This is a genomic window from Hoylesella loescheii DSM 19665 = JCM 12249 = ATCC 15930 (assembly GCF_000378085.1).
GTDB lineage: Bacteria > Bacteroidota > Bacteroidia > Bacteroidales > Bacteroidaceae > Prevotella > Prevotella loescheii.
The window spans coordinates 96,451-109,336 of sequence record NZ_KB899212.1 but is presented as its reverse complement, the minus strand read 5'-3'; the positions used below and the strand labels follow the sequence as shown (position 1 = coordinate 109,336).

7 protein-coding genes are annotated in these 12,886 nt (G+C 47.3%); 5 read left to right on the top strand and 2 right to left on the bottom strand.

All coding sequences use genetic code 11. From position 1 onward, the window contains the following. Nucleotides 1–262: 262 nt before the first annotated feature. Both F453_RS0104135 and F453_RS0104130 read right to left on the bottom strand, forming a co-directional pair. Nucleotides 263–2,125, bottom strand: a complete 1,863-nt coding sequence (locus F453_RS0104135) for an alpha-L-fucosidase (protein WP_026292444.1) — start codon at nucleotides 2,123–2,125, stop codon at nucleotides 263–265. A gap of 651 nt (nucleotides 2,126–2,776) precedes the next feature. Continuing rightward, nucleotides 2,777–3,451, bottom strand: a complete 675-nt coding sequence (locus F453_RS0104130; RefSeq protein WP_018966871.1) for a hypothetical protein — start codon at nucleotides 3,449–3,451, stop codon at nucleotides 2,777–2,779. A gap of 688 nt (nucleotides 3,452–4,139) precedes the next feature. On the opposite strand from F453_RS0104130, the gene tig reads away from it, so the two are divergent. The 5 genes from tig (at nucleotide 4,140) to F453_RS0104100 (ending at nucleotide 12,854) form a co-directional block, all read left to right on the top strand. After that, on the top strand, nucleotides 4,140–5,501 hold the full coding sequence (gene tig, locus F453_RS0104120) for a trigger factor (RefSeq protein WP_018966869.1): 1,362 nt from the start codon (nucleotides 4,140–4,142) through the stop codon (nucleotides 5,499–5,501). A gap of 350 nt (nucleotides 5,502–5,851) precedes the next feature. Then, nucleotides 5,852–7,471: a BACON domain-containing protein gene (locus F453_RS0104115; protein ID WP_018966868.1), complete on the top strand. Its 1,620-nt coding sequence runs from the start codon at nucleotides 5,852–5,854 to the stop codon at nucleotides 7,469–7,471. Nucleotides 7,472–7,507: 36 nt separating this feature from the next. Then, nucleotides 7,508–9,112 (top strand): BACON domain-containing protein, encoded by a 1,605-nt coding sequence (locus tag F453_RS0104110; protein WP_025789886.1) that lies wholly within the window; start codon nucleotides 7,508–7,510, stop codon nucleotides 9,110–9,112. 17 nt (nucleotides 9,113–9,129) lie between these two features. Then, nucleotides 9,130–11,892 carry a S8 family serine peptidase gene (locus tag F453_RS0104105; RefSeq protein ID WP_026292443.1) on the top strand — a complete coding sequence of 921 codons (2,763 nt, stop codon included), beginning with the start codon at nucleotides 9,130–9,132 and terminating at the stop codon, nucleotides 11,890–11,892. Between the two features lie 11 nt (nucleotides 11,893–11,903). Then, nucleotides 11,904–12,854: a PorV/PorQ family protein gene (locus F453_RS0104100; RefSeq protein ID WP_018966865.1), complete on the top strand. Its 951-nt coding sequence runs from the start codon at nucleotides 11,904–11,906 to the stop codon at nucleotides 12,852–12,854. Nucleotides 12,855–12,886 lie beyond the last annotated feature (32 nt).

Sequence of the window (12,886 nt, the reverse complement as noted above, 5' to 3'; positions counted from 1 at the left end):
GCCTCACCCCCCAACCCCTCTCCAAGGGGAGAGGGGCGTGGTATGCCTTATTTGGATTGGGTTGTTGAGCCTATTAGCTTTGTTGAGACATTCGTTATTGCTTTGTTTGCCTTGTTGAAACCTTGGCTATTGCCTTTATTTGCGTTGTCAAGACATTCATTGTTGCCTTTGTTTGCCTTGTTGTAGCATTGCATATTACGCCCCTCTCCCCTTGGAGAGGGGTTGGGGGTAAGGCTGTTAGGGATTCGAGCTGAGGCCCTTCCTATCTAACAATAATCTCTTCCCACTGCATTTTCTCGCCTTTAAGCAAGCGAGTGGCCTCAAGTTTGAGGTAACGGGTTTTGATTGCAGGCAACTTCACGGTCTGGGGTACGGGGTTATTCTCGATGTTAGAGAACTCTCCGCCCAGCCAACGCTTCCACGTTACGAGGTCGTCTGATGCATATATCTCGTAGTTAAGCACCAATCCGTCTTTCGTATCCTCCTTAGGAACATACGTAAGGCTATGGTATACGCCCTCCTCTTGCAAGTCTATGTCTACAGCATTCGGTCCATCTTCGCCCAAAGCCAGAATAACGCGTTCGGGTTCGGCCTGCTTTTCGTTAGCCTTTGCAAGCACCGAAGCAGGCAATTGCACAGCATCTTCGGGCAATGGCGGAGCGCAATACACGCCAATGTTGCTTATCAGCGGACAAGCCTTTGCGCTATTGATGGTGAAACGCAGGCGTGTGGTCTTCACCGTGGGGAAACATACGATGCGCTTATAGCCAATGGTGGTTAGCCCAGTTGTGCCTTCGGGAGCGCGTTCGTCGCGCAGTTGCACCCATTTGCCGTTAACCAAGGCTTCGAGCGAGAAACTCTTCACACGCTGACCCAATGCAATATACTCTTGGGCCATAAAGCGGTTTATTTCGGTAGGACGCTTGAAGCTGAGCGTTAGCGATGCGCGCGTAACGCCATCATTGGTGGCCCAATAGGTTTCGGTGCTGTTGTCGATGGCCTTTTGTGCGCCATACGTGGCACTACCTCCGCGCACTTGCGAGGCCGTTACGCTGGCTTGGCTCACCAAGTTGTTAGCCAATTCGGCCTTGATAACGCGCGCCATGGCCACGGCATGTGCCGAGTCGATGGGATGGATACGACCTTCGTGCGTGATGGGGAAGTTCAGCAGCAGCGATGCATTACGGCCAACCGACTCGTAATAAGTGTCAACCAACTTGCGAAGGCTCTTTACCTTCGAGTCTTCGTTTTCGTGATAGAACCATCCCGGACGTATAGACGTGTCGCATTCGCCTGGCGACCAGTGCTTGCCATTTTCCTGTCCGTGCATCAAAGTGTCTTGCGGCGTGTTGAAAACATAGTCTATCGTACACCAGTTTGTTAGTCCAGCGTAACCCTTTTCGGTACCAATCCAGCGCAGTTCAGCACGGTCGCCCCAGATGGCTAGTTTGGGTTGCCACTTGTGAATCATTTCAAATGTCTTGGGCCAGTCGTAATATGTGGCACCATCTATTTTGCGTGCTTCGCGTGCATCACCGTAATACCCGGTGCCACCGTTAGCTCCGTCGAACCAAACTTCAAACATCTCGCCATACTGGGTGAGCAGTTCTTCGAGCTGATTACGGAAATAAGTGACGTATTCAGGACGTGCATACTCGGCGTGGTTACGGTCCCACGGCGACAGATATACGGCAAATTTCAGCCCGTATTCTTTGCAGGCGTCGGCCAGTTCTCGTACCACGTCGCCCTTTCCGTCTTTCCACGGCGCGTTTTTCACCGAAAATTCGGTGTATTTCGATGGCCACAGGCAGAAGCCACAATGATGTTTAGCCGTCAAAATGATACCTTTCATGCCAGCCTCTTTACATGTTCGCGCCCATTGACGTGCGTCTAGGTCAGTGGGATTAAACAGCATTGGGTCTTCATCGCCAAATCCCCATTCCTGATCGGTATAGGTATTGAGCGAGTAATGCAAGAAAGCGTAAGTCTCTAATTGGTGCCAACGCAGCTGGTTGGCATTAGGCAGTGGGCCACAAGGCGCTGGCGCGGCAACCTTACGTTGTGCGCTAGCCCCCAAAGTCATTGCCAGAGCCATGGCTAAGGCGGAAAATTTGTTTATTCTCATCGCATTAATAAGAAGTTTAGGGAAATCTAGGGTTAAAGGTACAACGTTTTTTCGTAATACACTATACTTTTTTGCATTGTTTAATAAAAAAGCTGTAATATGACACCCTCCACGACTTCAAAATGTTAAAGGAGGCATGTGACACGCCATATAACGTGCAGCCCACAAAAAACAACCTAGCACACCCCCACCAACCAATGCCTCTCGGCACAACTTCCACTTATGCAATCCGTCTTATATAATAATTGTACGCGCGCGCGTACGCGTAAGTAAGTACCCACTTACGCCGATTTCGCAAGATGGCATTACACCTTTCGCCAGAGGTTCGTACAACAACGCCACTGCGTTTTGATAATTTCCGCAACACGGCTAAGATGCCTTTGCAGCATGCTTAAACAACTCGTGGCGTGTTACAGATGAGATGGAATCCTATTCCAGATAAGATGGAACAATGTTCCAGATGATATGGAACAGCGTTCCGGCTAATATGGAATAACACGCCTACATAACTATAGCAAGGCGTGAGGTATGAAAACATAACGCCATACCTTATTTATCGCCTTACAAACAGGCATGAATCTAAGGACGTTTTGGGGTGAACGCGCTATACATTGCACCCTAAACGCCGAAACAAAAGTTAAGGTCGAAAACCTATTTCCCAATATAGCCGTCAAGCTTTTCGAGCATGACGAGGGGCCTTTTCTTCATTTCCTTTACCGAGAAGTCCTTGCTTTTGATATAATCCACCATCTCGGGGAAGCGTTCGAACTGTATTCCTAGCAGGGATTTAGAGGCTATGTCGATGCCACCCGAAGGCACATAATAGGTAACGGCCACATCGTCGCCCTCCACACAATAGCTATAAGCCATTGCGGTTTCTACCAGGCGCACGTCCATTGCATGCAAAACCAACGCGGCATCAGAAAGTAAGCCAATCACTTTTTTCCCCTTATAGCCCACCAACCAGAAAAACTTATGACCGGAAGGCTTTAGGCTAAGCGGGCGTGACATTGCCTTTAAGGCATAGAGCGAGCGGTATTCTTTCTCGCTGCCGTCTTTCTCGTAAATGCACTTAAGCACCTTCACGTCGTCGGCCCTATATGTCATGCCGTTCTTACCGTCCTTCGTCGGCGTGATGGTAATTTCGTTAACGTTCTTCAACCGATCGGGGCCGTATGTCCCAAAACCTTCATTTAAGAACCACCCTTCAACGGTTTTACCGCTGTTAAGGGTTAATATGCACTTCACTTCGGGGCGTTCTTTTGCCCATGCCGATGCGACAAAGACCATCGACAACAGCAAAGCGACAAACAATTTACTTTTCATGCTAAAAGGTATTATCAATTAAAGTTTATAAATTTATAAAGAAACCGAGTTCATAAGTTGCGCCTACGTTGAGCCTTTCACTAGTAACTAGTTGTAAGTTTCTCATTCAGGGCGGTTTGCAACAAAAGCGAATAAGTTCAAGAACTTTAGCTCTAACATAATCATGGTGTATTTGCAACAGTCGGTTACCACGTCGAGATGTCTCCTTTTGAAGGATACGATGCGCGCCAAGACAGATGTTGCATCAGCAGCAAGCATACCTTTGAAAAGACAAAATTACGGAATTATTCTGTAATGGAAAAATATTTGGAAAAGAAATCAAAAAGCCATCGCCCTACATCATACTTTTATACATGCACGCTCAAGGCATGTTTTGCCCGCCGCACACCCATCTGGCACGCATCAAATCATCCACCCTACCCCACATTTTCATCACAGACTAACACCGCAAAACTCATTTTTCATCATATATATTAGGTAATTACGCCAAGAATAAGTAATTTTGCACTTCATTGTAGGCATGCGAACATCACTTTCGCAACAAAAGCAAGCATAAAGACAACTAGGTTATTGGCTTTCAACCCCTTAACAAACAAAGCGGGCGTAGACCCTTAACGCGCTTACTTATAGGAAGTTGAGCTTGCAAAACTTGAACATTAAGATAACAAAAACAATAAATACATAGAAGATGAAGATTTCATTTGAAAACGCCGATAAGGTGAATGGCCAGCTTACCATCGTCGTAGAAGAGGCCGACTACAACGAGAAAGTGGAGAAAACGCTCAAAGACTATCGCAAGAAAGCCAACATTCCCGGTTTCCGTCCTGGGCAAGCTCCCCTGTCACTGATTAAAAAACAAGTGGGCGAACAGGTGAAGATGGACGAGCTGAACAAGCTTGTTGGCGAAACGATTTATAGCTATCTAAAAGACAACAACATACAATTCTTGGGCGAACCGCTGCCTTCTGCAAAGCAAGAGGCACAAGATCTCGCGAAACCTGCTCCCTATACCTTCGTCTTCGACATTGCCGTGGCTCCCGAAATTGACCTCGAGTTGACGGACAAAGACAAGCTTGACTACTACGAAATCACCGTTGACGACAAGCTGGTAGACGAACAAGTGGACATGTTTGCTTCGCGTGCGGGCAAGTATGAACAAGTGGAAAAATACCAAGCCAAAGACATGCTGAAGGGCGACATGAAAGAATTGAACGCCGACGGCAGCGAAAAAGAGGGCGGTATCGTGAAAGAAGGCGCCGTGTTGATGCCCGAATACATCAAGGTAGACGACCAAAAGAAACTATTTAAAGGCTTGAAGCGTGGTCAGGTGGTTGTGTTCAACCCCAAAAAGGCCTTCCCCGAGAGCGAAATAGAGGTTTCGTCGATGCTGGGTATCAGCAAAGAAGAAGCTGCCAACGTTGATTCTGACTTCGCTTTCCACGTTTTGGAGATTACCCGCTACGCCAAAGCGCCCGTAAACCAAGAGCTTTTCGATGCCATTTACGGTGAAGGCGCAGTGAAAGACGAGGCTGACTTCCGCTCGAAAATAGCCGAAGGCATCGCCAATCAGCTGGTTAGCAACAGCGAGTTTAAACTCATTCAAGACCTGCGTGCCTACTGCGAGAAGAAGGTGGGTAAGCTCGTGTTCCCCGAAGAGATGCTCAAACGTGTGATGCGCACGAAAGTGAAAGACGCAAAAGAGGTTGACGAGAAGTTCGATGCTAGTCTTGAAGAACTGAAATGGCACCTTATTAAGGAGCGTCTGGTTAAAGCCAACGACGTGAAAGTGAACGACGACGACGTACTTGATGCCGCTCGCCTGCAAGCACGCATTCAGTTTGCACAATACGGAATGAGCAATCTGCCCGACGAAACTGTGGACAACTATGCCCGCGAGATGCTCAAAAACCGCGAAACACTCGACGGCTTTGTTGACCGCGCTGTTGAAAACAAGCTCGTGGAAGCATTGAAGAAGGTGGTGAAACTGAAAAAGAAGAAGGTTTCGCTCGACGATTTCAACAAGATGATGGAAGAAGACGCAAAGAAATAAACGCGCACTACCTAATTGTTGCGAAAACGTTTTACCCCCTAAAAACAAGGTACGTTTGTCGCTATCAACAATATATCACAAACGGGTTTGCAAGGAATAGGCCTTGCAAACCCGTTTCTTTTATTGAAAAATACCTACAAATGGCGATGCCCTAATTTGCACATTTTAACCCTTGTGTTTGTTCCATATCCTCGTTCTCTTAGTACTTTTGCAGGGTAAGTTAAGCATATTTTAAGATTGTCAGTACAGCTTAAAATCTTTATTCATATTATATACAGAAGTCGCACTTTCTTTTCAGAATAGAATTCTAGTTTTACATATAATATTTACCCAACAAAACGTTGACGAGTATGGACTTTAAAAAGACTACCTTACACTTATTTATTGGTGCAATGCTTCTTTGTTTGCTGTCGTGCGCAAAGGAAGATGAATTTGAATTGCCCACATTGGTTCTTTCAGAAAACACTGTCACTTTTGACAGAGGAGTGGGTGAAAGAAACATTAGCATAACAACCAACCAGAGTAATTGGGTTGCCTCTTCTCCACAAGAAGGCGAATGGCTGTCGCTTGTTCAAGACGGGAATGTTCTGAAAGTGAAAGTGGCCGAGAATAAGATGGGTGCAGAACGCACAAGCTATGTGCTGGTGAATGCCAATGGCGCTACGGGAAAGGTTGAAGTAAGGCAAAGTGCAGCCGACGTAACGCTCGAAGTTGTGCCAACTGCCATCTATCTACCCCAAATGGGCGGTGAAAAGATTGTTGACGTTACAACAAATTCGTCGGTTTACGAGGTTACGCCCAGCGAAGAAGTTAGCTGGCTAAAGATTTTCAAGCACGATGAGGAAATTAAATTGGTGGCCGAACGCAATGACACTTACCTAAACCGTGAAGTGAAATTGTATGCAAAGAGTGGCGCCGAAACCCGTGAAATCACCGTAACACAATCGGGTATTCAACGTTTTATCCTTCCCATCAACCCGGGAATGCCGCAAGATGCCCATAAGATTATGGAGTACGAAGTTGGTCGTGGTAGCTATTTGCGCGAATATCAAACAGCGATGCCATCCTATGGACTTGAAGAAACCTACACATTCATTACCCCCTCGCCCGTATTTACATTGATACAGTATTGCAGTCCTGATGGTGTCACGCCTTCGCAGATTATCTGTATCGGCGACGGAACTACGGCTGTGGAAGCCGCAAAGGACAAGGCGTTCGAGAAATTCCTTACCGACAACGGCTATGTACGCAGCAATTCGGCATCGAACAAGGAGTACGTGAACGAGAAAGCACTGCTTTCGCTGAAGGTTTACATCTCCGAAAAGCCCGGAAATCAAGGCGTGAACCTGACATTTAAACCCATAGTGAAACAGGTTGGCGAATATAAGACGTTCGACAAGATACCTTTCTATCCCCTCGAACTGTTGCAAAAAGACGAAGTGAAGATAGCCCAAGTGGAGCAATACGAAGCTAACGCAGGGAGCAAAGAGGAAGAACGCAGCTTTAACGAGCATAAGAAGACCGAGGTTTCGCAACTTCAATACACGCTGAAAGGTACGCCTGGCCCATCAGACGCTTACAGCCGTATTCACCTTTTCTACACAACAGACAAGAACGGAAAGACTCCTGATAAGCTTGGAAGCGTGCAGATTGGCGCCCTACTCTTTAAAGACGTGAGTCTTGGACTATGGAAATATGGCAACAAATGGCTGGTAACGAACGAGTTTCAGAAAAAACTTGGAGAGGAAGGGTTCTCGTTCTTACGCTCTTCTGGCAGCACCCACTTCTTTGTTCGCCAACACGACCACCTGCTCATTGCCGTTACACGCGTAGCAGACAACAACGTGCCTGTTCTGGCTTTGCTTTATAACTACGACCCATCCGTATCGGGTGCAGGCAGCAAAGCAGTGAAGGCACAAGAGAAGATGATGCAAAACATGCTGAATGCACAAAATGCGTTGAAGTTTTAATATAAGCGGTTATACCTTACTTAAATTTTATTCGACATGCGTATAATAAACTTATATAAGCTGTTGCAGCTCTCCGCAATGTGCCTAATGGTGGCAATGGCGGTGGGATGTACCAAGAGCAACGACTTCGAACAGCCGCAACTGAGTGTCTCGGATAAGGAAATAAAGTTCGCTAACCAAGTGGGCGAAAAGACCATAACCGTAACCACAAACTGCAAAGAATGGTTTGCCACGACACCTAAGCCGTGGGTGCATCTCACGCAAAACGGAAACGAGATTATCGTAAAGGTAGACGCCAACACGAGTGGCGCCGAAAGAAGCAGCCATATCCTTGTAGATGGCGGTCTGACCGTTGAAAAAATCATGGTAAACCAAAGTGCAGCCGACGTTTCATTAAACATCGCCAATGGCGAACTGGTGTTGCCACAGGCTGGCGGAACTACTACCGTAGACGTAAATATCGAGAGTAGCTTGTATGATTTGCAACAAAGCGAAAAGCCCGAATGGTTGGAAATCGTGAAGAAGAAGCACGCTTTGAAATTTATTTCAAAGCCAAACTATGGTTCAACGGAAAGGACGATAAAGCTCATCATTAGTCATGCTGGGAAGAATAGCGAAGTGGTTGTGAAGCAACCAGGCGTATCGACCTTTATCTTGGCATGCAATCCAGGCACGCCTTTCAGTCTGCATAAGATGATGGACTTTGAATATCGTCGCGGAAGTATATTGAAAGAGTATGGCGCACCCGACCCACAAGGCGGTTTATACGAAGAAAGTTACATCTTCAAGACGTCTTCGCCCTTGTTCAAAGAGGTGTTCTATGTTCACGATACGCAGTATTCTGCACCCACCCGCATCTTCACTCGCTCGCTGGTTAAGGAAGGCGTGGACGCTGTTCGCACACAGGCCTTCCAAGATTTCGTAAAGGCCAACGGCTACGAAAGAGACACGAAAGACCCTAACCACTACGTAAACAAGCAAGAGCTGATAACGATGGATGTCGACATTATGGAGAAAAACAACAGTGTGGTGTTGTTCTTCTACCAAATGCACATACAAGATAAGGACTATGAAACGTTCAAAACGCTTGAGCTTGGCCCGCTCGCACTATTGAACAAGGCAGATAAGAAGGTGGGCGACGTGGAAGATTACGAAGCCGCACAAAACAGCGAGGAGGTAACAAGGCAGGTTTCTAAGAACAGGGAGATTGAGGCCATCGCCTATAAAACCACCGACCCGCTGCTGGTAACACGCACTTACTTCTTCTTCACTCGTGGCGGAGACAACCCCGCCCCACAAGACATGGTGGGAAGTGTTGAACAATACAGTCTAAGTTTTAGCCAACCAAACTTGGGTATATGGCGACACGGCAGAGAATGGTTCGTTACGCGCGAGTTTGATAAGCTTCTTACGTCGAACAACTTTGAGTTCGTAGGCTACAATGGCAAGCATCATGTCTATGCTCGTCGCTCTGATTACCTTACATTAGCTATCTCGGGAGCGAAATTTGCCGATGTAAACAACGGACAGCCTGTGATGCAAATAAGCGTGCTTTATAAGAAGAATGTCTTCGCTGGAAGCAAGCAAGACAGGATGGAAAAGATAGAGAGCATGCTTAAAAAACACAATCCAAGGAAATAATACTGAAAGGAATAGTTATGAAAAGAACTATTATATATATATGTGCGTGTGCAATCTCGGGTTTGATGCTCACTACATCGTGCCAAGAAAACTTGGATTTGGACACGGCCAACTCCAAAACGCGTTCTGTTATCATTGATAAGGACATCTTTGCAGTAAAGGGTCGCATCAACGTAAAGTTGGAAAAGGGAGCCAACGAGGCCATGCCCGCTTCTGCTAAGGGCAATGTAGAGATGCAAAGTGTGCCTTCGGCCATGTCGTCGGCCATGAAATTCTCGGGCGCTTATAAAATGGAGAGGGTCTTTAAGCCCGCAGGAATCTACGAGGAACGCACCATAGCCGAGGGGCTAGACCGATGGTATACCATCTATTTCGACGAAAACAAAGACGTTGGCGAGGTGTTGCAGCAGTTTAATAAGGTAAGCGGAATAGAATATGCAGAACGTGTTCTGCCCATCGCAAACCCCAAATTTACGGCTAAACCCTATACAGGTTCAACCCCACAAACAAGAAATCAACCCACAGCCTCGGCCTTTAACGACCCACTCTTGGGCAAGCAGTGGCATTATTACAATGACGGTTCGGTAAGCCCACGTGCAAAGAAAGGGGCCGACTGTAACCTCAAGCCTGTTTGGGAGAAGTACACCACGGGTAAAAACAATGTTATCGTTGCCATTGTAGACGGTGGTATCGACATTACACACGAAGACTTGGTGGATAATCTCTATATCAACGAGAAGGAAAAGAACGGACAGACTGGTGTAGACGACGACGGCAACGGCTTTGTTGACGATGTTTACGGCTACAACTTTGTGGAAGCAAAAGACGTGGTTGGCGGTACTATCCAACCCGATAACGAAGGTCACGGCACACACGTTGCTGGTACTGTCGCCGCACGAAACAACAACGGAAAGGGTGTTGCAGGCGTAGCAGGCGGAAACGGAACGGCTGGCAGTGGCGTGCGACTGATGAGTTGCCAGATTTTTAGAGGTAAAGACGAGCAAGGAGATGGAGCTGCCGCCATTAAATATGCGGCAGACAACGGTGCTGTTATCTGCCAAAACTCTTGGGGATACTCGTCATCGGCAGGCGTTACGGCAATGCCCAAACTGCTAAAAGAAGCCATCGACTACTTCATTAAGATGGCGGGATGCGACGCTAACGGACAACAACGCGCCAATTCACCGATGAAAGGCGGTGTGGTTATCTTTGCAGCAGGTAACGAAAACAAAGAGTTCTCGGCCTATCCTGCCTGTTATGCGCCTGTGGTTTCAGTTTCTGCCATGGCATGGGACTTCACTAAAGCTAGTTTTAGCAACTATGCCGATTGGGTTACGATTATGGCACCAGGCGGCGACCAAGACACTTTCGGCACAGAAGGCGGTGTTTTAAGTACCGTACCTAAGAGCAAAGTGCCTTCGGGTTATGCATTTTTCCAAGGCACATCAATGGCTTGTCCGCATGTTTCGGGCATTGCTGCGCTCATCGCATCCTACTTTGGCAGGCAAGGTTTCACCAACGACGAGTTGAAATCTCGTTTAATTACGGCATACAGACCTTTCAACATCGACGAGCTAAACCCTGGTTATAAAGGGAAACTTGGCAAGGGATATATTGATGCCGAGGCTGCTTTCGAGTCAGACACAAAGATTGCACCCGAAAAGGTTGGTACGCTCACGCTTACTCCCAACTTTGTAGACATCACAGTAGAATGGAGCGTTGCGAAAGACGAGGATAAAACTGCGGCGTTCTATCGCTTATACATCAGTCCTAACGACCTAACAGCCGAGAGCCTCAAAGGCATGAACTACAAGGAAGTTAATGGTATGGGCCATAGCTTGGGTGAAACGCTTAGACTCACTTTCGATGAGCTGAAAGACAACCAAGCATATAGCGTGGCTGTGGTGGCTGTTGACCGTTGGGGGAACATTTCAGCACCTACCATTCAGAAATGTACAACCAAACTCAACCATGCTCCAGAAGTGACAGACTTCCCCGAAGGAGTTATCGAACTGAACAACAACGAGAGGAAAACGTTCAGTTTCAAAGTGGCCGACCCCGACGGACATAAATGGGAGATAAAGGCTACTGGCGAAATCAAAGGCGTATCGTACAAATTAAACCAAGCCACCGTAACCGTTAACCTCGTTCCCGTGTTGCAAGCAGGTAGCTATACCTGCACGTTTGTTCTCACAGACGACCTTGGGGCGAAGTCGGAAAAGAGCTTTACGTTCAAAATCGTCAAGTACATGCCTCCTAAGTTGGAGAAAACATTCGACAACTACATCATTGGCTTAGACGAAGGACCCATGAATATCTCCCTAAAAGGCCATTATTCAAATAGTGGCAGCAGTGAGCTTTCTTACAAAGCCAATGTTTCAAACAGCGGCATTGCTTCGGTTCAAGTCAACAACGACCAACTTCAAATTAAACCCTTGGCTAGAGGCATCACACGTGTTAACGTGCTTGCATCAGATGGCCGCCAAACTTCTTCCGATGGTTCGTTCCAAATTCGCGTCGTTGAAAGAAAGTCGGCACCCGTCTATGCCGTCTATCCAATCCCTGCAAAGAAAGACATTAACGCCCTGCTGAACCCCGAAGTTACACAAGCAGAGTTCGTTATCAGTTCTACCGTAGGCGAACAAGTGATGGAGGCTACCGTAACTCCCGACAAGAACAACGTTGCCAAATTAGACCTTTCTAAGCTGCATCCTGGCACTTACAAGCTTACCGTGCACACCAGCAAAGGCAATCATACGCAAATGTTTATTAAACGATAACCCCAACGAATATGAATTCAAAACACATCATCATAGCCTGCGTAGCACTTCTTGGTACTACGCAAGCTCACGCCCAAGGACAAGACCTTTCGGTGTTAGCAGCAAACCCCGATGCCCGAACAGCTGCTATGGGTAACGCCGCAGTAGCAGCCGACGGGATGTACCTATACAACAACCCTTCTGCATTTCTCTGCGCAAACAAGAAGTTCTCGGCAGATGCTTCTGCCTCCATTTACGAGAAGACCGAAGGCTACGAAGGAACATTCGGACTATACACCGCCACTGTGGGCTACAAGTTCGCCAATCGTCATGCCGCATTTGCTGGTTTTCGTTACGCTGGCGGCTTAAAACTAAAAGGCTACGACATGCTTGGCGAACCCACCAAAGACTACCAGCCTTACAATTGGACCATCGACTTGGGTTACGCTTACATGATTGGGAACGGCTTTTCAGCCTATGCCGTAGGCAATGTTATTTTCAGTCACCTCTCTAAAAACGCCGTTGGCGGTGCCTTTACCATAGGTGCATCCTATCAGAAAAGCACCACCACAGCAGGGAATAAGTCTGCAAACCTTATGTTAGACGCCAAAGTTGGCGCGATAGGTCCGCAACTCGACTACGGCAACGGCAACAAAACCACCATGCCTACGTATGTTGCCGTGGGCGGAGCACTGACGGTTGACGTGGCAGACAAGCACCAAGTTGGGGGCGCTTGGTCTACTCGTTATTTCTTTCAGCCATCAGAATATAAGGTGCTTATGCTGGGTGCTGGACTTGAATACACCTATAATAAAATGGTATCGCTACGTGCTGGCTACAAATATGGCGACCGCAACCTCAGCCACTTCACTATGGGCGCAGGCTTTAAGTATGGCGGGCTGTGCCTTAATGGAGCCTACATGCTGAAAACAGCCAATGCAGGGAGCAGCTATTGCACCATTGGCCTAGGCTACGACTTTTGAAAAATCGAATAAACGAACAATGGTATCTAATC

Coding starts and splice junctions, on each gene's coding strand:
- F453_RS0104130 (WP_018966871.1), bottom strand. CDS start 3,451: ATGAAAAGTAAATTGTTTGTCGCTTTGCTGTTGTCGATGGTCTTTGTC.
- tig (WP_018966869.1), top strand. CDS start 4,140: ATGAAGATTTCATTTGAAAACGCCGATAAGGTGAATGGCCAGCTTACC.
- F453_RS0104135 (WP_026292444.1), bottom strand. CDS start 2,125: ATGAGAATAAACAAATTTTCCGCCTTAGCCATGGCTCTGGCAATGACT.
- F453_RS0104110 (WP_025789886.1), top strand. CDS start 7,508: ATGCGTATAATAAACTTATATAAGCTGTTGCAGCTCTCCGCAATGTGC.
- F453_RS0104100 (WP_018966865.1), top strand. CDS start 11,904: ATGAATTCAAAACACATCATCATAGCCTGCGTAGCACTTCTTGGTACT.
- F453_RS0104115 (WP_018966868.1), top strand. CDS start 5,852: ATGGACTTTAAAAAGACTACCTTACACTTATTTATTGGTGCAATGCTT.
- F453_RS0104105 (WP_026292443.1), top strand. CDS start 9,130: ATGAAAAGAACTATTATATATATATGTGCGTGTGCAATCTCGGGTTTG.